Origin of the sequence: Rheinheimera baltica (assembly GCF_030731985.1) — a bacterium.
Lineage (GTDB): Bacteria > Pseudomonadota > Gammaproteobacteria > Enterobacterales > Alteromonadaceae > Alishewanella > Alishewanella baltica.
In genome coordinates this window covers 146,668-168,709 of the sequence record NZ_JAPJDY010000010.1, presented here as the reverse complement: position 1 = coordinate 168,709, position 22,042 = coordinate 146,668, and the positions used below count along the sequence as shown (strand labels likewise).

The window sequence follows — 22,042 nt, the reverse complement described above, 5'->3', positions numbered from 1 at the left end:
CTACTATTTTGGGAAGAAACAGGGCCTAGTTTTTCAGCTGCTCAGAGCGCAGCGCATCCGGAGTTAATTAGTCAGGGTGTCCCACTGCTTATTTTTACACCAGATACACGTATTAAAGTCGCGAATTCTATCATTATTAACACTGCCTATCTATGCTATTAAGCAAATTTTCCAGCGAACTCACGGAACTTTATCACCATTAGGCTAGCGGCATGGCGTCGCGACATTAGTGTTTTATCACAACAAATTCTAGTCAACTTTAGTCCAATTTTTAGCAAACAAAAGCCGCCAATAGGCGGCTTTTGTTATTTACTTAATAATATTCTGCAACGGCACAAAGGAGGCCACGTCAGCATCATAGTCAACATGGCTATACCCAAAGCCAAATAACCTAAGAAATTCATTATGATAGCCTTTATAATCAGTTAAGGTGTCAATAGTATCGGTCGTGACCTGGCCCCATAAATCTTTAACGGCTTGCTGAATATGATCACTCAGCTCTTTACCATCCTGACGCAGACGTCCTGCCTCATCCATAACTGGGTCGCTGTGGTATAACCCTTGACGGAACAGGCCGTTAATCTGCTCAATACACCCCTCATGCGTTCCCTCTTCTTTCATTACACGGTACAGCAGTGAAATATACAGCGGCATAATGGGAATGGCTGAACTTGCCTGTGTTACCAATGCTTTTAAAGAAGCAACGTAGGCTTTTCCTTTCTTATCGGTAAGCTTTGCAGTAATAGCAGCAGCGGCACGGTCTAAATCTTCTTTTGCTTTACCTATCGTTGCTTTACCGTAAATGGGCCAGGTAAGCTCTTTACCTATGTAGGTATAGGCTACAGTTTGGCAATTATCGGCCAAGACACCGGCTGCATTTAACTGATCAAGCCAGCGCTCCCAGTCTTCACCACCCATTACTTTTACTGTTTGATAAATTTCATCATCATTGGCGGGATCAACGGAAACGTCTTCTATTTCACGCTTAGTCGTATTTAACGTTCTGGCAGTATACGATTGGCCTATAGGTTTAAGTACAGAACTAAATACCTCACCCGTTACAGGATCTTTGCGCCGTGGTGCAGCCAGACTGTATACAACCAAATCAATTTTACCCATTTCGCTGCGGATAATATCTATTGCTTGCGCTTTTAACTCGTCAGTAAATGCATCACCGTTAATGTGTTTATTCCACACACCTGCTGCATTTGCAGCCTGCTCAAACGCAGCAGTGTTATACCAGCCAGCCGATCCAGTTTTACTTTCTGTTGGTTCTTTCTCGAAAAATACCCCTAGGGTTTTCGCATTAGAACCAAAGGTTGCTGTAATGCGTGATGCAAGACCGTAACCCGTTGATGCGCCAACAACCAACACATTCTTAGGACCATTGGCAACTGGACCGAGTGTTTTTACATATTCAATTTGTTCTTTAACATGTTCGGCACAGCCGACAGGATGGGCGTTAGTACAGATAAAACCACGAATTTTCGGTTGAATAACCATGACAGCTCCTGCTGTTGTCTCGACAAAATTGACGCTAGTGTAAAACTTTACCGCAGAAAACAGGTCTGATCAGCCATTTTATTAACGAGTAGGTGAAAAAACGAGTAGAAAAAAAGCGTCACACGGACGCTTTTTCGTTTTTGTTGGTTTGACTGCCGCCATAGCACCGCGGTGATACTGGCGGTTTCTCTGCATAATACTCATACCACTCGGAAGGGGTGTAAGTATGCAGCGCCAAAGCATGAATTTTCTCTGCCAGCTCTTCAGCAACAACGGCATTGACAGCACGATGACGCTGCAATAAACGCATGCCATCGAAAGCGGGCGTTACAATAACAACTTTGAAATGAGACTCTGATCCTCTTGGTACATTATGTAGGTGACTTTCATTCACCACTTCAAGGAACACAGGATCAAATGCACTAAATAGTTTCTGTTCAATTGCGGTATGAATCAACATAGCCCTAATCCTTTTTAAGTCCTTTTCACTAACTCTAGATGCCTGCGGTAAACTTGCCAGCAACTTTTGCTGTCAAGCTAATTTATAACGAGTAACGGGCTGGTGGCGTTACTAAAAATAAATTTGTCTAAGGCTTCGCTTCAATATAACGAAAGGTCAAATTAAGCCGACCTTGGTTTATTTTACTTTGCTTAGGTAAGCGATGAAGCCAATGCTGTTGGCACCCTGCCGACATGGTTAACAAACTGCCAGACATTAGTTCCATTGCTAGCTGCCATGGTGCAGACCTATGCTTGAATTCAAAGCGACGTGCTGCGCCAACACTTATGGATGCTATAAATGGATCATGCCCCAGTTCAGGCTCATTGTCAGCATGCCAACCCATGTGCTGCTGTCCATTTGCATATAAGTTCAGCAATACACAGTTAAATGGCCGCTGCAAAAAGTCGCTAACGTCTATGGCAAGCTGCTGAACTATTGGATGCCAAGGCTGCGGCAAAAAGGTAACGCCGGAGTAGCGATATTGACAATGAGGCTCTCCCATCCAAACTTGCTGGCGAGGTATTTTCACCGACCTGCCAAACATCATTATACTGTCTTGAGCCCACTGGAGTTCATGCTCAAGTTGCAATTGTAAAGCCAAAGCGCGTTGCGGTTCCAACCACTGAGGCCAAAGGTGCAAACTGGCGTCTGGCAAGTTAAATTGCTGCACCACAGATTGCCGGTTGTCGGTATGCACTTGCCGTGTCAAAATGCTCATCTTATTTCACCACTAGTGCCACTATGAATAACACCTTTACTTATGCTGGCGGCAGCCTGCAATTATGTCGCTGGCCTCTTAATCAACCTAATTCAAGTTTACAGGCTTGGGACGCAGCTGACGAGTTACTCATCCAACATACGCTAGAAGCGGCAGCGCAGTTTACAACGAGTCACAACCGTCAGCCGAAAATATTAATTATTAATGACAGTTTTGGTGCCTTATCATGCGCACTGGCAAACCTCGAACAAGTTCAGGTTAATGACTCATTGTTAGCTGAACAAGGTACTCGCTACAACCGCGAACAGAACAAACTTCCGCTGGGCCAATTGCATCAACAAAGTAGTTTACAAGCTTACCCTAACCACCCTGACATCGTGCTGCTAAAGCTGCCCAATAATCACAGTTACCTGCAATTTATTTTGCAGCAACTTGCTACAGTGGCACATAGCGACGGCATAATACTCGCCAGTGCTAAAGCTAAAGATATCACTCGCAATGTACTGGCCATGTTTGACAATACACTGGGCCCAACCACGGCTTCACTTACAGTTAAAAAATGTCGTTTAATTCAGTGTCAATTTAATGCAAAGCTAAAGCCTTCGGCAGCAGTAAACTTTCCCTTGCGCTGGCCTTTAGATGACAGTAGTAATATCGTTGTAAATCATGCCAATGTTTTTTCACGTGAAAAACTGGACCAGGGCGCGCGTTTTTTTTTGCAGCATTTACCCCTGATAACTGCAGGACAAACGGTTATTGATCTTGGCTGTGGTAATGGTGTATTAGGCTTAAAATTGCTGCAGCAATGCGACGACATTGCACTGATTTGTTGTGATGAGTCTTATATGGCAGTGGAGTCTGCAAAAATGACTATTGCCGAAAACTTGCCGGATAAATTGTCTCAATGCGATTTTATTACAGACGATTGTTTAAGCAAACAAGGTGATAAAACGGCGGACTACATATTATGTAATCCACCATTTCATCAACAACATGCGGTAACCAGCCATATTGCCAGTCAAATGTTTAATGACGCGAAACGTGTTTTAAAACAAGGGGGGCATCTGCGTATCGTGGCCAACCGCCATCTGGGCTATGCCGACATACTAAAACGATTATTTGGTAACTGCCGACAACTGGCTGCTGACGCCAAATTTGTTATATTAGATGCGACAAAAAGGAGTTAAACATGCCCTTTATAATCTTAGTAAGCTTATTGTTAGTCGGTTGTGCCAGTTCTGTACCAAATTTTATTCTGGCTCCTCAGGTATTTGCTGTAACCAGCAACTCGCTGCAACAAAGCCGCTTTGCTTTTTCTGTTAGCGATGTACGCGCAATTGCTTATAGTTTGCAATTACGTAAAGGCAACGATGTAGAAAAAATAGAAACAAGTAACGATGTAAGACTACAACTTGAACAAACCCTGCAACAGGCGTTCACAGCACAAGGTGCCAACTTAGATGTGAACAGCAGCACACAGATGACGTTAAAATTAGTACAACTTCAGGCCTTGGTAGATCAGCGTACACTTGAGCACGCCGTAAACAATCAGGTTGCTTTTACCTTATTTGTGCAAAACTCAACTGGCACCTTTAGTAAAAACTATTCGGGCAGCAGCAGTTTTACCGCACCATTTCAGATGGATATTGCTGCAGTTGAACGCGAACTACGCTTGCTCACTGAGCAGGTGTTAGGGCAAATACTTCAGGACACCAGTTGGCATCAGGCGGTAAGGAGTTAACATGCGTTATTGGTATTTAGTCATACTGTTTGCATTCACATCAGTAAATGCACTTGCCGAGAAAGGCCAATTTGTTCAGCCCAATAACCTGTATCCTAAAGTTAAGCTGATGACCACTCATGGCGATATTGTAGTCGAGTTAGACCGCAGTAAAGCACCGTTAACGGTGAATAATTTTCTAAGCTATGTAAAAGAAAACCGCTATAACAATACGATATTTCACCGACTAGAACCTGAATTTGTATTACAAGGCGGCGGCTACGATGCACAATACAAGGCTATAGAGGAATATAAGCCCATTTTTAATGAGTCAGGTAACGGTAGCAAAAACCAGCTTGGCACTATAGCCATGGCCAGACTTAACGACCCGCATAGCGCAACAAGCCAATTTTTCTTTAACCTTGCCGATAATGCCCATTTAGATCCAGGCCGCAGCTGGGGATATGCCGTGTTTGGTTATATTACCGAAGGCATGGACGTTATTGAGAAAATCAGGGCAATTCAGACAGATACTTCTGTAGAGCTCGGTTGGCCCAATGTACCCGTTGAAAAGGTTATACTAAAAACAGCAGTTGTACTGCCAGAGCAGTAAAACCGGCTATACTTGGTCTAACAGTAGTAACTATCGGGTGCTGTTAAGCTAAGTATGTCAAACCATTTCATTGAACAGAAATCGCAACAGCTGATTTTTTACATATCACGATACTTGCGTGGGCGCTTAGCGCACAGCGAGCTACATTTGTTTGTTTGGGATACCCTAGAAGAATGGGCGCAATTAAGTAAAGCATCACATCTACCCTATACACACCACGAACGTGTGTTCTGGCATTTAATTCATCAGCTCGAGTTCTGGCCTGATGCCACTTTGCGAGAAAATAAAAAGTTGCGCAGAAATATTCAGGACTGCATATGCTATTTAAAAGGACGAGGCATGGCTCCTATTGACTGTATTGGTGTCAGACCATAAACACTTGACCGCTGAACACTGACAGGTAAGCTACAACAACTTAGTTTTTTTAACGGGTGTCGTCTTGCCGTATTACCTTGCCTGGCTAAAAAGCCTCAGCATTTATTGCCAACGCCGGGTTCTTGCCATTTTTATTCTGGGATTCTCCAGTGGCTTACCCTTAATGCTGGTATTTGGCGTGTTATCTTTTTGGTTGCGCGAAGCCGGTGTTTCTCGCGCCGATATTGGTTACTTTAGCTGGGTAGCCCTGGCATATGCTATTAAGTGGCTTTGGTCACCACTGGCAGACCATTTACAGATCCCTTATTTACATAACATGTTAGGCAGACGTCGAAGTTGGCTGCTCATATCACAACTGGCTGTCATGATTGCTGTACTATTTATGTCCGGCATGGATCCAAAGCAAGAACTGGCGTTAATGGCGGCTTTTGCTGTACTGTTGGCTTTTGCCTCGGCTACTCAGGATATTAATGTTGATGCCTTTCGTATTGAGAGTGCTCCCGAGCAAATGCAAGCGGCTCTTGCTGCTGCTTATTTAACCGGTTACAGGCTGGCAATGATACTGGCTTCTGCCGGCACACTCTGGTTAGCTGCCTTGTTTTCAGACAATCAGGGCTATGATTTGGTGGGCTGGCAGCGCGCTTATCTGATAATGGCACTGTGTATGCTGCCTGGTATACTGACAACCCTTCTTAGCAAAGAACCCCTTAGCAACTTACAACAGCACAGCGCAATACAAGGTAACGTACTGCAACGCTTTGCGGCCTGGTTACAGCAAGCGGTGGTGGCACCCTTTACCGATTTCTTTAGCCGATACAAGTGGCATGCACTGCTTATTCTGGCACTGATTGCCTGCTATCGTCTTTCCGACGTTGTAATGGGCGTGATGGCAAACGTTTTTTATGTAGACATGGGCTACAGCAAAGAAGAAGTGGCCAGTGTATCGAAAATCTATGGTGTTATCATGACGTTAGTAGGCGCGGCACTGGGCGGCGTTTTAATCAATCGCTTTGGAACATTACGGATCCTGTTTGTCGGTGCCTTGCTCAGCGCAGTGACAAATCTACTTTTTGCCGCGTTAAGCCAAATTGGTTATGACTTAGCATGGTTAACCCTCATTATCTCTGCTGACAACCTCAGTGCGGGTATCGCCACAAGTGCTTTTATTGCTTATTTATCGTCGTTGGTTAATCTGGCCTTTACAGCAACACAATATGCTATGTTCAGTTCACTAATGCTGCTATTACCCAAATTTGCCGGTGGCTTTTCCGGGCATTGGGTAGAGCAATGGGGGTTTGGGCCGTTTTTGGTTATGACCGGGGTTATGGGGATCCCCGCATTGCTGTTGATTATCGCCTTGGCAAGGTATAACACCATAAAACAACACGCCGCTGGTTAGCGGCGTTTTTTTAAATCAGGCGGTTAAAACCTGTTTTAATCCTTCCGTGGGATCAACATCGAGCGCTTGGCAGTAGCGGACATACTCAATCACATCCAGCCGACGCTCCTGATTTTCTACTTTACCAATAAAAGAATGCGGCGTTCCTAATATTTCAGACAAACTGCGCATCGTATGGCCTTTTTCTTGACGTTGTCGTTTAAGCCAGACACACAGACGTTTATTTTCATCTGAAATAACGCTTTTAGTACCTTTCATGTTTTTTCTTCTCCCAGCGTGTTACGCTTTTATTATATAAATAATACTTCCTGCAAAAAATGCAAACCTTATTGCTAGCGCAATAAGCAATAAAAATCGGTTAATTAAACCACAGGATGCGATAAGCGTACAGCTACAAGCGTTAAAAACTGTAAAGATGCTTTACAGTTTGGTATGCGAAGGTGTTTCGCGGATAATGCTGTAAACAGCGTTAATAAAACTGAAGAGATAAGAAATGCTTAAGCTATTGTATTTATTGCCAGTAATAATGTGTGCTATTTGGTATTGGTATCTAAAGCAGCATGGTTGGGGCATAAAGCAGGGATGGAAAGGATTTGGCTATATTCTTGGTTTTAACTTTGCAATTGCCATTAGTTTATGGACGATTATGCTGCTAACTCAGCGCTAAGCTCAATTAGCAGCAATAATGTATCTTTTTATTTACAATATTATTCGTGCCATTAAACTGAAAATGATGAACCACAACCACAAGTAGTTGTTGCATTGGGATTCTGAACTATAAAACGACTACCTTGTAAACCATCAGTATAGTCAACAACTCCCCCCATCAGATATTGCAAACTCATGGGGTCCACCACCATAGACACGCCCTGTTTCTCAACGACGAAATCACCATCATTCACTTTTTCATCGAAGGTAAAACCGTACTGAAAACCCGAACAACCGCCGCCCGTAATATAAACCCGGAGCTTCAACTCTGGATTTTCCTCTTCACTTACCAATAGCGCGACTTTACGCGCCGCAGCATCGGTAAACTCAATTGGTACAGCTGGTTCAGACATAACAACTCCACAGGTTTCGCTAGGAGGTAAATTATCTAATACCTGACTAATTTATTCAAGTATTAGCCACAGTTGTCGGTTAATCAGTATAAATCGTTACAATTAAGCTGATTAGTCAGCAGCTTATGTTAAACTCTTTGTTATCTAATACGGGTGTTTTGACATATGCAGCGCTGGCAAATCTGGCTTCCGGCCTTACAACGTCGTTTGGCACTACCACAAACATCACTACAGTTGTCCATCTTGGGTATGCTAGGTGGCCTGGCTGCAGCTATTTTAATCATCCTGTTCCGGTTAGCTATAATCGGCATACAGAGTTTTTTCTTAGCCCGCAGTGACGACTTTTCCACCGTCTCTGCGGATATTCGCTGGATACTGCCTCTCGCAGGAGCAGTGTTAATCGGCGCAATAGCTGGGATAACAGGTTATAAGCATTACCGTCTGGGCATTCCATTTGTTATCCACCGTATCAAGTTAAAATACGGCATGATGCCTACCCGCAATACCCTGAATCAATTTTTTGGCGGGATACTAGCGCTTGCCAGTGGTTTTTCTGTTGGCCGTGAGGGCCCATCAGTTCACTTGGGAGCATACAGTGCAAGTACCTTGGGCAAATACCTAAAACTCCCTTACAACAGTATACGAATTTTAGCTGGATGCGGTATTGCCGCTGGTATTTCAGCCTCGTTTAACACACCTCTCGCAGCCGTTATATTTGTCATGGAAGTGGTACTACGGGAATATCGGGTACATGTATTTATTCCTATTATGCTGTCATCTGTAGTCGGCGCCTTGGTGACACAAAGTGTGTTTGGTAGTGGTAATGAACTGGCGCTGCTTAATATTGTTGCAATCAGTGGTTGGCATCTGCCTTATCTGGTGCTTTGCGGCATTGTGTTTGGAGCCATCGCTTTTGTATTTAACAAAAATATGATGCGGTTAATTAAGTTATTTAAAAAGTGGCCATTGATATTACGTTTGGCATTGGCCGGCGCGCTAACGGCTGCCATAGGATATTTAATTCCGCATGCCATGGGGGCTGAAACAGGGGCTATTTTTTACGCGGTTAATGCACCTAATGATGTGACTTTATTGCTCACCATCTTTATTGGTAAAATGTTACTCACCCTTTTTGCCTTGGGCCTTGGCGTGCCCGGAGGGGTTATAGGCCCTATTTTTGGCATTGGCATTGTATTAGGAACACTGCTGGCTATCATTCCCTCTGCCGTTATTGGAGACAATAGTATCGCTGGAACTTATGCCGTGCTTGGTATGGCAGGGTTAATGGCGGCGACAATGCATGCCCCTCTGGCGGCGCTGGTTGCTGTGATGGAGCTGGCGCACAGTCCGGGGATCATTATCCCAGCGATGTTAGTCATTACTACCGCTTATATTACCGGCGTGCAGTTTTTTAATAACAAATCTATTTTCTTGTTACAGCTGGATTTTCTGCAAATGCCTTACAAACTCTCACCGGCAGATGACGTATTACAAAAGGTTGGCGTACTAGCATTGTTGGATAATCAGTATCAAGTTCTCGACAACCCTGATGATCAGCAAGTACAGCATGCGCTGGACAAACTGGAGCCACCGCAACAATTACTGGTACAGCGACATCAGGACAGCGAGACTGAATATTTTCTTGCCAGTTACGACGTGCACCTGTCAATGACAGGTGCAAGTGCAATACAGTACATACCGCTGCATGGCTTAAACCATCAGGCTACAATGGCAGAAGTGTTTGCTATTTTAGAAGACCGGCGTGAAGGTGCTGTGTATATTTATCGTGAAGAGCAACCCCAGCAAGTAATTGGCATTATTCGTTGGGATCAGGTGCGTAGTTTGTTGGTTAAACAGAACAATTTATTATGACAACTATTTTAGTGTTCAAAGCACTGCATGTTTTTTTTATGGTAGCGTGGTTTGCTGGCATTTTCTATCTGCCCCGAATTTTCGTGTATCACGCTGCAACCCAAAGCCCTGACTGTGATGCCGAATTTAAAATTATGGCGCGGCGTTTATTGTATTTTGTTACGCCATTCGCATTGTTAACATTAGTGTTTGGCTTACTGCTTATTTACAGCTATGGTGCAGCGTGGTTTAAAGTAAGTCACTGGCTACATTACAAGTTAGCACTGGTCACTCTGCTTTATGGCTACCACATTTATTGTTTTAAACTTCTGGCAGACTTCAAACATAATCGCAACACGCGCAGTGCAAAATTTTACCGCATTTTTAATGAGGTTCCTGTGCTTATATTATTAGCGATTATCCTGTTAGCTTATTTAAAGCCAATGTAGGCGGATATTCGCTTTTGGTTGAATTTTTCGCGTATAATGACGCGGTCCAATGCCGGTTCCGGCCTCCGTTAATTCTCAGCGAAAAGAGCACTGACTATGAGCTTTAAAGGCGAACACATCCTCTCAGTAAGCCAGTTTGATCGCGACACCATTCAACATGTTTTTAATATTGCGCATCAAATGCAGCCTTATGCCAGCCGGCAAAAACGCACTAAAGTGCTTGAAGGCGCCATTTTAGGTAATCTGTTTTTTGAACCCAGTACGCGCACTCGGGTTAGTTTTGGCTGTGCCTTTAACCTATTGGGTGGTGAAGTCCGTGAAACTACCGGCATGGAGTCGTCTGCTTTATCAAAGGGTGAATCGTTATTTGACACCGCACGAGTGATTAGTAGTTACAGCGATGTAATTGCCATGCGTCATCCACAAGCAGGCTCTGTCGCAGAATTCGCCTTAGGCAGCAGAGTACCCGTACTCAATGGTGGCGACGGCGCCAATGAGCATCCAACACAAGCACTGTTGGATCTGTTCACGATTGAACGCGAACTGGTATCTAGCGGCCAAACTATTGATGGCATGCACATCGCCATGGTCGGTGATTTAAAATTTGGCCGAACCGTACATTCGCTGTCTAAGCTTTTAAAATTATACAAAAATTTACGCTTTACGCTGATATCGCCACAAGAGCTTGCAATGCCTTCAGACATTGTTGATGCCATACAAAGTGCTGGGCACCAGGTAACCGTTACTGATGCGTTGGAAGGTAATCTCAATGCAGATATTGTGTACCAAACACGCATTCAGGAAGAGCGCTTCCCATCGAAAGAAGAAGCTAATTTATATCGCGGCAAATTTCGCTTAAATCAAGAAATTTATACCCGCTACTGCAAGTCTAATACTGTGATAATGCATCCGTTACCGCGCGACTCCCGTATGGAAGCTAACGAGCTGGACAACGATTTAAACCTGAACCCCAATTTAGCTATTTTCCGCCAAGCCGACAACGGCATTCTGGTGCGTATGGCACTGTTCGCTCTGACGCTGGGTGTTGAACACCTTCTTACCAAATATGAATGCGCTGTACCATGGTACAGCAATAAGCACAGCGGTTAGCCTCGCTATACCTGTCCTTATTTATCTTAACTACTGGAACCTGTTTTATGTCTTTATCTGCAGAATTATTTCAACGTGCACAGCATACTATTCCCGGCGGCGTAAACTCGCCAGTTCGTGCCTTTAAAAGCGTAGGTGGCACACCAATATTTATTGACCGTGCCGATGGTGCATATTTATATGATGTTGATGGTAAACGTTATATAGACTATATCGGCTCATGGGGCCCCATGTTACTAGGCCACAACCATCCCGCAATTCGACAGGCCGTAATAGATGCCGCGGCCAAAGGGTTAAGTTTCGGCGCTCCCTGCCCGGCGGAAGTCACTATGGCGGAGCTAGTCAGCACCTTGGTGCCCAGTATGGAAATGGTACGCATGGTAAGCTCCGGTACGGAAGCTACCATGAGTGCAATACGTTTAGCTCGCGGCTATACCGGGCGCAACACCATTGTAAAATTCGAAGGCTGTTATCACGGTCACGCCGATTCATTATTGGTTAAAGCCGGTTCCGGCGCCTTAACACTGGGTGTGCCTAATTCTCCTGGCGTACCGGCAGATTTTGCTAAGTACACTTTAACAAGTGAATTTAACAACCTACCGCAGTTAGCACAATTGTTTGCTGAGCAGGGTAACGATATTGCATGTATTATCGTTGAACCTGTCGCCGGAAATATGAATTGTATTCCTCCCGCGCCTGGCTTTTTAAAAGGTTTACGCCAGTTATGCGATCAGTACGGTGCGGTCTTAATATTTGATGAAGTAATGACAGGTTTTCGTGTAGCGCTGGGTGGTGCACAGGCGGTGTATAACGTAAAACCTGACTTAACGACACTGGGTAAAATTATCGGTGGCGGTATGCCTGTTGGCGCCTTTGGCGGCAGACGAGATATAATGCAGCATATTGCCCCGCTTGGTCCGGTATATCAGGCAGGTACACTCTCGGGCAATCCTATTGCCATGGCTGCTGGCCTGGCTGCGTTAACTGAAATCAGTAAACCTGGAGTTTATGATGCGCTCACGGCTAAAACTACCCAACTGATTAACGGTATTTCTGCCGCTGCAGCTCGAAATGGCGTTCCTATGACCACGAATCAGGTCGGTGGGATGTTTGGACTGTTTTTTAGCGCAGAAACCTCTGTTACCAATTTCAAGCAAGCCACAGAGTGTAACATTGATGCATTTAAGCGCTTTTTCCATTTAATGCTGCAACAAGGTATTTACCTGGCCCCGTCTGCATATGAAGCCGGTTTCTTGTCTTTGGCCCATTCAGATGACGATCTGTCAGCCACTATTGCTGCAGCAGATTTGGCTTTTAAACAACTTTAACGGCGGTTTTGTAACCAAACAATATCTGTGTCGTATGGTCTAGACTGTACGACATAGCCAATTCCACGTCCGTTACTATAAATAGCCTCAGGCCATTGTTGGCTTAACCAAGGGCTGACATTAACTTCCTGCTTATTCCAAAGGTATGCCCCCAAGCCCGCACGGTTTGGTTCAAGCCAATAGATACCCGATGTATCTACAAACCATTGCTCAGGTGACAGCTGGCGCCAATTAAGCTCAACAGGCAAATCTACGCGGCGATCTTCTTGTAACAGCGCTAACTGATTTTGCCCGGGAAGCTGAATAACGACCCCTGTGCCAGGTGCACAGCGCACATCTACAACATCTTGTTGTACTAAATGATGTCCCTTATCCGTTTCAGTAAACAACTGCCAACCCGCGTTTGTCAGTGCAGTCCAGTACAAGCGGTTGTCACAACTACTAAAACGCCCCTGGCTGCTAATATCTCCCGGATACAGCGTTAACTCACTACTTTGCAGGTTTAATTGAAACAACTGGTTGTTGATCACCAATAGCAGCTCCCCCTTATGCCAAAGCAGTTGCTGCACTTGCTGTTGCTCGGTTAACCAGGTTAATTGTGTGCTATTTTTGCCCTGTGCTAACCAAACCTGAGCATGGCCGGTTCGATCAGAAACAAAAGCAGTGCCGTATTCCGAAACGGCTAACAAACGTTCACTTCGATTGCTCACATGCCAGGGAGTAAGGTGCAAAGAGACTTGTTGCTGTTGTTCCTCAGCAGCAAAATGATAAATATCTGTGGTGTAATCCAGATATTGTGTTGCCAGCACCTTGCCAGGTGCCCTGCTTGCTTGAGCCAAACTAACCGTTAGCGGACCTAAACGTTGCATTGCCATACTGTTAAGATCAAGTATTTCCAGCTCTGAACCCACAGCCGACAGCAACAACTGATCTTTGCTCCACCAAGAAAATTCCTTAACCAAATAGGGAAAAGAAATTATACGTTCAGGCTGGCCATCGGGCAGCGATAAACGATACACGGCACTGCTGTTACCACCCAACTGCACCAATAAATACAAGGTATTATCAGATAACAACAAACCATTTAACTGTCGCCAATTATGGCTGATACGGTTTACTTGTTTTGCAGTCGCTTGCAACGGTGAAGCGAATAACAAGATATCTGCTGTTTCAGGTTCAATGTCTGCCCATAGCCACTGCTCGTGCCAACGCACCAGAGCTTGTGTTAGCACTTGATAGCATGGCCATTGTTGCAATAGCTGCGCAGGCCCTGCAGTTGGCAATAATTGCTGGCGATAAAATGCACAAGAATCTGATTGACTGCGTGCTCTGAAGAGCAATTCCTGTTCATCAAACCAAACAGGTTGCGACAAGGCAAGGTATTGCTGTGGCAGATGCTCAACTTTTAAATCTGCCAGTGACTGTATGCTCCAATTCAACCACGGCTGCTGTGGGCCTTTATACTGATAGACTACATGGCTAGCTGAGCTATTGACTAAAGGCCAGTATTCCTCGCCACTAAGGGCGCTTATAGGCGTAATAATATCCGGTAACCGCACCAGCGGCTCTGCAGTATATTTTGCTAACACATAGGCCAAACTGGCACAGCATAGCAAAACAGCACCGGCTGTAAGATTGATAGCTCGCCATGACCATGCCAATTTTTTATCGCCCAACAATACCGGGGAACTGGTCGTTGAGACACTGGCAGTATCATCTGCCTCTAAGCAAGGCGCTAGCTGTTCAACCGGTTTAATTTCTGCAAGCCAGCAATAGCCTTTCTTAGACACGGTTGCAATATAGATTGGGGAACGAACATCATCACCGAGTACTTTGCGTAGCGCACCTACTGCACGCATTACAGCAGCGTCGGTGCCTTCTTCAGTAGGCCATACTTTATCAATTAGCGTGTCTTTGGCCAGTAACGTATTGGGATGACGTAAAAAGAAATTTAGCAGGCTATGCAAACGAGGCTCAAGTCGCAGTGGCGACTCTGGTTTAGCAATTGTAATGGGCCACAACTCACCATAAACGACCTGATAATACCAGTCGCCAATCTGTACCAGTGGGTCCAAATTTGACATTAAGGTCCGCCCAACATGTAAATGTTAGGGCGGATTATACCTTAAGCATAAGAAATGTTTAGCGTTTCTAATTGTAAGACAATGTATCAGGCAAGTTTGATGTCTTTAGTATCTTTGGTGTCTGTTTTCTTGTCTTCTGGCTGTGCTACAGGACTGTAGATATCTGGTTCACCACAATAAGGATGCCACATACAAGCAATTAAAGACTCATCAACTGAATCATTGATATTAACCTGACTACTATTATTCGACGTTAGTAAAGTCATGCAAGCGATGGCAGAAATTGTTGCTATTAAAAATTTAATTTTCATATAGAGCATCCTTTGATTGTTGGCCTAATCAAACGTTAGACAACATCTCACCACGATGCTTAATGAAAAAAGTATAAAATTCTAATAAAAAACCTATGGTAACTGTAGTCTAGCTATATCAAGGTCTCCTCGCATAGACTCCAATATATAAATCCGCTTACCGTCAGCAGAAACACTAAAACGTGGGTGATAAAGTGTTGTTTCACCTAGCACATCCAGAATCTCTCTGGTTTCAAAGTCATAGTATTGCAGCTTAAAATAGATATCTTCTATTAACTTTACGAAATAAATTCCTTCAGTTCTCTGCTGGAATTTATACCAGAGCTGATTTTCCGGCAAAGTAATAGGCGTTTCCTCAACAATACCGCTGTCTAAATGTTTGAGATAAAATTTCTTATTGATAGCATCACGCCAAAAACTGTATTTTCCGTCATAACTTTCCAAATAAAGCTCTGCATCAAGTATAAAAGGCTTGTCATCAATTCTCTGCTCTAAAATATCATAGCGAGCAATTTGCCATCGACCATTTATTGACTCGGCATAATAGATATATTCACCTGAGCTGCCCCAAGAGGGCAAAGAGGTTATGACATTATTCTCGAGTGGCAATTTAGATAACGCTCCAGTTTCTGACAACAACCAGATGTCATTATCTAGTTGAGCAATTAAACTATTGCCATCTGGAGAGTATACTAAACTTCGAATTCTTTCGTTTTTCTCAAAGAAGGTAAGTTGTCGTTGATCACCATTTGAATCAAATAGCCAGACTTGTGGTAACCCTGACCGCCTTGAAACGACGGCTACCTGATCATCTCTTGTAGGGTGCGCTTCTGCATGGCTTTCATTTCTATTAGAACTAAACACCACCTTATTTAGAGATGATTTCTCTGAAAGATCATTCGCAACTTCTTTGATGTTGATATGAGAGTAATCCCCCACGGTTGCATAAAGCTTTCCGTTTTTTAACGTCTGAACTTCCCGGGTACTATTATCCATGTATGCGACAATAGATGACGTCCCAGTATTAAGGTTAAAGCTACTTAAAGCTGTCAACGTGGAAGAGTAAATAATATTTTCATCATCACTAGACCAGCCAACATTGCCTGGCATAGTGCCACTAACGTCGACTAAAAGCTTTATTTCCCTGTTTACTAGGTTAAGTAACCATAGTTGAGCCGAGCTGCCAGAGCCCCTGAGGAAAGCCAGTTTGTCACCCTTAAATGAAAATCTTGCAGCATAATCACCGAAGCTACTTGGTGGTGGTTTTGTTAATTGCTCTGCCTCTCCGCCAAGTACAGGCTTCATCATTAAAGCCATTTGTCTGTTGTCACTCATTGAAGGGTAAATTACATACTTTGCATCCGGAGACCAAGTTAGTCGGGAGGATAATGAGTTTTCACCACAAGTAGATAGTTCTGTATCACTGATAATTTCTAAAGAAGCTTGGTTATAGTTAACTATTCGGATACTACAACGGCCATCCGGGTAACCTCTATGGTAAGCAATCTGCTTTCCATCTGGACTAAAAGCTGCACCAAAACTACTGTAAGAGTCTTCTGTAATTTGTATTCGCCGGTGTTCTTGTAAATCTTCCAGCATTAACACCGTAACATTTTCATTTTCTGGACTGGCATAACTATAAACTAAATAGCGCTCGTCTTCGGACACGTTATGATAAAACTCAAGCCCATCTAAAGAGGTTATAGGTGTGTAGCGCAGCAATGGTATTGCCTGTTCGGCTGAGTCTGGCATGGTATCTGGCCAGAACAACCAACTTACACCCGCCAAAGTTACGAGGAATGCCATAGCAAGCCATAGTAGCCGTTTTGAAGTAGAACTAGGTACGTTTTGCTGCGGCTGATCGCTATCGGTATCGGTTTCTTCCGGAGGAATTTCTTGGACTACAACCGCTGATACCGGCGCAATAAAGCGATAGCCTCTCTTTGGAATGGTTTCGATGTAACGCGGTTCTCGGGTATCGTCCCCTAACGCTACGCGAAGTACACGGATAACCCGTGTAACTCTGCCATCTGATACATCACGAATCCCCCAAACATCAGCAAGTAGCTCATCTTTGGTAATTAAACGTCCCGCGTTAGCGATAAAATAATTCGCTACCTTTTGTGACAAATTATCCAAATCAGCGGTAACAGCAATTTTGCCGTTCGCATCAAACTGAACCAGTTTGTCTTGCTCGGGTAGATATTGCCATTGCCCTACTTGTAATGGGTTATCAGGTTTCATCGCCATAATCTCATTCAAGTGCAGCTATTCTTCTAAACATTCAGTCATAGCAGGCATTTCAACTGAAATCGCAGGTAATAACAATATGTTAAAACAATTTTGCCCCTGTAAGTACCCCGTTTTAATTGAAAAAGACTGTAAAGATACCTGTTCAGGCATCACTCGTACCAATGAATTGGCGCCATGCAGGCGATAATAGTGTTTAAACACATTTAACGCGCCAGTCGACCCGGTTAAGGCAATCGCATTGTTATCATCACGCCCTAACCACACTGTTGTTAAGGTATCTTGATCGAACCCCGCGAACCAACTGTCCCGATAATCACTTGAAGTACCAGTTTTACCCGCAAAGACGGTGCTTGGAAACGCCGCTTTTAGCGATTTCGCTGTACCTCTGCTGGCGGCTTGCATTAGTGCATATTGCAATAGATACACTTCTTGTTGTTCATATCGGCGCGTAAGTGGATGTTCACGGACATATAATGGATGTCCATTACTGTCTGTCACCGCCTGTAATGTCGTTAGCTGCTGATGCAAACCATTATTGGCTATCGTCTGGTATAACTGGGTAACTTCAAGCGGGCTAAGCTCTATAGCTCCGAGCAGGGCAGCAGGATGTAGCTTTACCTTGCGTCTTAAGCCCAGTTTGCGTAAACCATCACTAAGTGCAGGCAAGCCCAATTGCAAGCCAAGCCTTACCGTTGGTACATTTAATGAGTTCGCCAGCGCATCGACTAACATGACCGGCCCACGGTACTGTTTATCAAAGTTCTGTGGCTGCCAGTCCTGGTCATTACTGCGCAGTCGTATCGGCTCGTCTTGTAATATCGACGCCAAAGAGTATCGGCCACGCTGCGCCAACGCCTCAAGATAAATCACCGGTTTAATGATACTGCCAATTTGCCTTTTAGCATCAATAGCCCGGTTAAAACCACCTTGCACGGCATCTTTACTGCCAACCATAGCAATGATCTTAGCGTATTGATAATTCGCAACCACAACAGCAGCTTGTAGCTCTGATGGCAGCTCAGCCAGTTGCGTCTTTGTGGCTCGCTCCGCCGAAAATTGAGCTTGAGTATCAAGGTAGGTGAATACTTTAATACCCTGATCTTTATCTACCGCATTAATACTAAGTTGGCGCAGCTCTTTTTTCACGGCATCTAAATATGCCGCAAAACCGGTATTAAGATACTGATTTCGAGGGATCACCACGACAGCTTGCTGCACGGCATGCTCATACTCTGTCCGGTCTAACAAGTGTTGTTCAAACATTAAACGCAGTATGAGATCACGCCGCTGCTGGGCTCGCTCGGGGTATCGGCGCGGATCAAAATAGGAAGGCCCCTTCAACAACCCGATGAGCAATGCATATTGTGCCGGCTGAAGTTCACCAAGTGGTTTGCCAAAATAGAACCGGCTGCCTAAGCCAACTCCGTGCACCGCATTTGCGTAGTTTTGTCCAACAAATACTTCATTTAAGTAAGCTTCAAGGATTTGATCTTTGTTAAAGCGATAATCCAATACAATAGCAATCAGCGCCTCATTCGCTTTGCGCCATAGTGTGCGGTCACTGCTCAAATACATATTTTTCGCTAGCTGCTGAGTCAACGTAGAACCGCCCTGAACCGTGCGTCCAGCTACCGCGTTTACCCACAATGCCCGCATAACCGACAGTGGTGAAACACCATGGTGATGATAAAAGTCGCGGTCTTCTACCAACAATAAGGTATCTTTAAAGCGTTCAGGCACCTGCTCTAATCGCACTAGCTCCCGGTCTTCTTGCTGCGCAGCCACTAAATGGTCAATGAGTTCCGGTTCAAGCCTGGCAAAATTTAAAGGGTCTTGTTGTTGGCGTTGCGTAATACGATTGATGCCACTGCGGTTAAATTCAACACTAAATAGCTGCTCAGCTTCATAGCCGTCGACGTAAGTAAATGCCCGGCGATACACCGTGACATGATTGCGAGAAACACTATATTGCCCGGGAGCGGTTAAGCTGGAATTGCGCTGATATTTTAAGTTGTCTAGTTGAGCAGTAAGCTGTTCTTGTGTCATTAGTTTACCAGGTAACAGCTCTGTACTTTGGGCATAAATTTGCGCCGGCACTTGCCATTTTTGACCACTAAACTTTTTGCTTATTTTACTATCGAGGTACACCAGATAAAACAACAGTACCAGTAGCAACACCAACATAAGCTTTAATAGTGCTATGGCAGTACGTTTTAACCCGCTCCTCAAGGCTGAGGGTTTTATCGCTGATTTGTTGGCCGATTTTGGTTTGCGGCTTACATTAACTTTACTCATCGAAGCATCGCTTTTTTAGTTTTTGTTGTTGGCATTGCCTGTGCTGGATCTTCCGGCCAAAAATGTTTTGGATAGCGCCCTCGCATCTCTTTTCTCACTTCCTGCCACGCATTTTGCCAGAAACTGGCTAAATTTTGCGTAACCTGCAGCGGCTGTCGTGACGGTGATAATAACTCCACTGTAATATTAACTGCACCTTGCAACACGGTTGGCGATTGCATCTGGCCATACATCTCCTGAACCCGCACTGAAAGTCGTGGTCCGCCCTCGGCCAGATAATTAATACTCACGTTAGAGCCCGTTGGTGCCTGCCATTGCGTTGGCAACAATTGGCTTAATTGTTGCTGCTGCGGATAGGTTAAACGCTGTAACAAGGCGTCATACAATGGCAATTGTTCCAACGCTGCACTTTTACTGATTGTTGTCAGATAAGGGCCTAGCCAATTAGGCAGTTCATCCAGCAAGGCAGTATCTGAAAAATCAGGCCAGCCCGCATCTGGCTGCATCTGCTGCAGTAACCTAACACGTGCTTTCAGTTGCAGCGATGTTCCGTTCCATGACAAACAAGCAATACCTTTGGCAAGGACATATTCCTGCCAGGCATGCTGCTTTTGTTCTGCTGTTAACTGTAATGCTGCGGGTTTAGCGCTGAGTAAACACTGACCAAAATTAAGCTGCTGTTCGGTAAAAAAGCTGCCGGCTTTTTCATCCCAAAATGTATGCGTTTCCCACTGCAATTGACCGTGCCAGTCAGCCAATATTGCCTCTGGGGTAATACTTACCCCATGGTAAATGCGGTTTTCCCGACCAAATTGTTGCACATGTAATGCCACAAGCCACGGTTGCCCCGTTAAGCTATGATTGTCTTGTAACACAGCGCCAATACCATTTGATAGCTGGTACCCCTGGCCACGGCGCTTGGCCAGCCTATCTGGATAGGCACGTAGCAACAGCAAAGGTGCCAATTCTATCGGCATTGTTGAATGTAACTGACAACCTATTAGGCGAGCAAAACTCTGCGCTTGCTGCCATTGTTGCGGCAAGGCTTGTTTGACTCGCCCCAGCAAACTATAGATATCATCTTGCAGCACCCGGCTATCTTCCAACAAGGCTGCCAATACACAGGCTAGCGCTTTTGCCCCCAGGTTACCTTGCTGCTCCAGTACATTCGCATGCAATAGCATAGCAGCTAGCCTGGGTTCAGTACCTAATTTATGCGCTCGCCGCCCTTCTGGGGTAATAATACCTCTGTCATCGATAAAGCCCAGCTGCTGTAACAAGCCTTCCGCTACTTTTATATGAGCTTGTGGCGGTAGCGTTATCCAGAGTAAATCATTGATCTGACAGCCCCAGGCTGCCACATCTAAACGCAACGCGGTTAAGTCACTGCGCTCAATTTCTGCGGATTCAAACCGGACGCGACGTTGCCATTTTTCCGCCGTATCTAATCTGTAGCAGTGCCCCTCTGACAACCGGCCTGCCCGGCCTGCTCTTTGCACAGCGGCAGCCTGACTAATAGCCACAGTGTCCAACACACTAAGCCCCTGACGCGGATTAAATTGGCTTTGACGACAGACACCGCTATCAATCACCACGGTAATGCCATCAATAGTTAGACTGGTTTCAGCCAGGTTTGTCGACAATACCACTTTGCGCTTACCACTTGGCGGGGCAGCAATAGCCGCTTGTTGCTGTACCAAGGTCAAACTACCCAGCAAACGGTGAAGCTGTGTATTTTCTGGCAACCCTTGTTGTTCAAGACGTTGTGCGCATTGATTTATTTCGCTTTGCCCTGGTAAAAACACCAGAATATTTCCGGTGTGCTTTACTAATGCCTGCTGCACAATACGGCAAATTTGTTGGGCTAACGGCTGATTGTCAGGTAGCACATAATCGACACTTACCGGGTAGCTTCGGCCTTCACTTTGCAAAACCGGCGCCTGTAAAAGCTCGGCTAAATTTGCCGTATCCAGCGTAGCAGACATAATAAGCAACTGCAGTTGTGGCCTAAGCTGCTGTACTTCCAAGCACAACGCTAAGGCTAAATCAGCATGCACTGACCGCTCATGAAACTCATCAAACAGCACCAGATCGACATCGGCCAGTTCAGGGTCTTGTTGCAGTTTGCGGGTAAGTACGCCTTCAGTAACGACTAACAGCCGCGTACTGCTACAGCATTTTTTTTCTTGCCGAATTTGATATCCCACCGCATTACCAACGGCTTCACCAAGTTGCGATGCAATATAGGCAGCGATATTTTTTGCCGCTAAACGACGAGGCTCCAACATCAGTATCGTTTTACCAGCAAACTGTTGATGTTGAAGCAGGTATAATGGCAGATAGGTAGACTTGCCAGCCCCCGGAGGGGCTGACAAAAGCACCTTATTGTGTTGCTGCAGCAATAACAGCAGTTGCGGTAAAATATCAGCAACAGGCAGCACTATTTACTCCGACTCAATACTAAAATTAG

The 22,042-nt window shown here is 44.8% G+C and carries 19 protein-coding genes; 9 read left to right on the top strand and 10 right to left on the bottom strand.

From position 1 onward, the window contains the following. Window positions 1-309 precede the first annotated feature (309 nt). The 3 genes from fabV to ORJ00_RS16740 form a co-directional block, all read right to left on the bottom strand. On the bottom strand, window positions 310-1,503 hold the full coding sequence (gene fabV / locus ORJ00_RS16750; protein ID WP_027670339.1) for an enoyl-ACP reductase FabV: 1,194 nt from the start codon (window positions 1,501-1,503) through the stop codon (window positions 310-312). A gap of 118 nt (window positions 1,504-1,621) precedes the next feature. After that, window positions 1,622-1,963: a BolA family protein gene (locus ORJ00_RS16745; RefSeq protein ID WP_027670338.1), complete on the bottom strand. Its 342-nt coding sequence runs from the start codon at window positions 1,961-1,963 to the stop codon at window positions 1,622-1,624. A gap of 127 nt (window positions 1,964-2,090) precedes the next feature. Beyond that, window positions 2,091-2,723: an alpha-ketoglutarate-dependent dioxygenase AlkB family protein gene (locus tag ORJ00_RS16740; protein WP_205623172.1), complete on the bottom strand. Its 633-nt coding sequence runs from the start codon at window positions 2,721-2,723 to the stop codon at window positions 2,091-2,093. Between the two features lie 23 nt (window positions 2,724-2,746). On the opposite strand from ORJ00_RS16740, the gene ORJ00_RS16735 reads away from it, so the two are divergent. The 4 genes from ORJ00_RS16735 to ORJ00_RS16720 all read left to right on the top strand — a co-directional run bounded on the left by ORJ00_RS16735 (window position 2,747) and on the right by ORJ00_RS16720 (window position 6,830). Then, window positions 2,747-3,910, top strand: a complete 1,164-nt coding sequence (locus tag ORJ00_RS16735) for a methyltransferase (RefSeq protein ID WP_306140390.1) — start codon at window positions 2,747-2,749, stop codon at window positions 3,908-3,910. 2 nt (window positions 3,911-3,912) lie between these two features. Beyond that, window positions 3,913-4,464 carry a YajG family lipoprotein gene (locus ORJ00_RS16730; RefSeq protein ID WP_305975819.1) on the top strand — a complete coding sequence of 184 codons (552 nt, stop codon included), beginning with the start codon at window positions 3,913-3,915 and terminating at the stop codon, window positions 4,462-4,464. A gap of 1 nt (window position 4,465) precedes the next feature. Beyond that, window positions 4,466-5,056, top strand: a complete 591-nt coding sequence (locus ORJ00_RS16725) for a peptidylprolyl isomerase (protein WP_027670334.1) — start codon at window positions 4,466-4,468, stop codon at window positions 5,054-5,056. 439 nt (window positions 5,057-5,495) lie between these two features. Further along, window positions 5,496-6,830, top strand: coding sequence for an AmpG family muropeptide MFS transporter (locus ORJ00_RS16720; protein ID WP_306140389.1), 1,335 nt, complete (start codon window positions 5,496-5,498; stop codon window positions 6,828-6,830). Between the two features lie 15 nt (window positions 6,831-6,845). On the opposite strand, the gene ORJ00_RS16715 is transcribed toward ORJ00_RS16720, so the two are convergent. Beyond that, window positions 6,846-7,088 carry a helix-turn-helix domain-containing protein gene (locus ORJ00_RS16715; RefSeq protein ID WP_027670331.1) on the bottom strand — a complete coding sequence of 81 codons (243 nt, stop codon included), beginning with the start codon at window positions 7,086-7,088 and terminating at the stop codon, window positions 6,846-6,848. Between the two features lie 235 nt (window positions 7,089-7,323). Between ORJ00_RS16715 and ORJ00_RS16710 the strand changes: the two genes are divergently transcribed. Next, complete coding sequence (locus tag ORJ00_RS16710; RefSeq protein WP_306140388.1) at window positions 7,324-7,497, top strand: hypothetical protein; 174 nt, start codon at window positions 7,324-7,326, stop codon at window positions 7,495-7,497. A gap of 52 nt (window positions 7,498-7,549) precedes the next feature. On the opposite strand, the gene erpA is transcribed toward ORJ00_RS16710, so the two are convergent. Then, a complete protein-coding gene (gene erpA / locus ORJ00_RS16705; RefSeq protein ID WP_027670329.1) occupies window positions 7,550-7,891 on the bottom strand; it encodes an iron-sulfur cluster insertion protein ErpA in 342 nt (113 codons plus the stop codon). Window positions 7,892-8,056: 165 nt separating this feature from the next. On the opposite strand from erpA, the gene ORJ00_RS16700 reads away from it, so the two are divergent. The 4 genes from ORJ00_RS16700 to hemL all read left to right on the top strand — a co-directional run bounded on the left by ORJ00_RS16700 (window position 8,057) and on the right by hemL (window position 12,629). Continuing rightward, entirely contained in the window at window positions 8,057-9,763 is a 1,707-nt protein-coding gene (locus tag ORJ00_RS16700) for a chloride channel protein (protein ID WP_084153480.1), read from the top strand. Next, entirely contained in the window at window positions 9,760-10,191 is a 432-nt protein-coding gene (locus ORJ00_RS16695; protein WP_027670327.1) for a CopD family protein, read from the top strand. The genes ORJ00_RS16700 and ORJ00_RS16695 overlap by 4 nt, the downstream gene beginning before the upstream one ends. A gap of 96 nt (window positions 10,192-10,287) precedes the next feature. Continuing rightward, window positions 10,288-11,301 carry an aspartate carbamoyltransferase gene (locus tag ORJ00_RS16690; protein WP_306140387.1) on the top strand — a complete coding sequence of 338 codons (1,014 nt, stop codon included), beginning with the start codon at window positions 10,288-10,290 and terminating at the stop codon, window positions 11,299-11,301. Window positions 11,302-11,348: 47 nt separating this feature from the next. Then, a complete protein-coding gene (gene hemL / locus ORJ00_RS16685) occupies window positions 11,349-12,629 on the top strand; it encodes a glutamate-1-semialdehyde 2,1-aminomutase (protein ID WP_306140386.1) in 1,281 nt (426 codons plus the stop codon). Here the strand turns inward: hemL and ORJ00_RS16680 are convergent. The 5 genes from ORJ00_RS16680 to hrpB form a co-directional block, all read right to left on the bottom strand. Next, window positions 12,626-14,713, bottom strand: a complete 2,088-nt coding sequence (locus ORJ00_RS16680) for a winged helix-turn-helix domain-containing protein (RefSeq protein ID WP_306140385.1) — start codon at window positions 14,711-14,713, stop codon at window positions 12,626-12,628. The two genes, hemL and ORJ00_RS16680, sit on opposite strands and share 4 nt — an antisense overlap. 86 nt (window positions 14,714-14,799) lie before the next feature. Next, window positions 14,800-15,024, bottom strand: a complete 225-nt coding sequence (locus ORJ00_RS16675; protein ID WP_027670323.1) for a hypothetical protein — start codon at window positions 15,022-15,024, stop codon at window positions 14,800-14,802. Between the two features lie 93 nt (window positions 15,025-15,117). Then, window positions 15,118-17,274, bottom strand: a complete 2,157-nt coding sequence (locus tag ORJ00_RS16670; RefSeq protein ID WP_084153478.1) for a winged helix-turn-helix domain-containing protein — start codon at window positions 17,272-17,274, stop codon at window positions 15,118-15,120. A gap of 18 nt (window positions 17,275-17,292) precedes the next feature. Continuing rightward, window positions 17,293-19,572 carry a penicillin-binding protein 1B gene (gene mrcB, locus ORJ00_RS16665; protein ID WP_306140384.1) on the bottom strand — a complete coding sequence of 760 codons (2,280 nt, stop codon included), beginning with the start codon at window positions 19,570-19,572 and terminating at the stop codon, window positions 17,293-17,295. Next, window positions 19,569-22,013 (bottom strand): ATP-dependent helicase HrpB, encoded by a 2,445-nt coding sequence (hrpB, locus tag ORJ00_RS16660; RefSeq protein ID WP_306140383.1) that lies wholly within the window; start codon window positions 22,011-22,013, stop codon window positions 19,569-19,571. Before hrpB ends, mrcB begins: the two co-directional genes overlap by 4 nt. Window positions 22,014-22,042 lie beyond the last annotated feature (29 nt).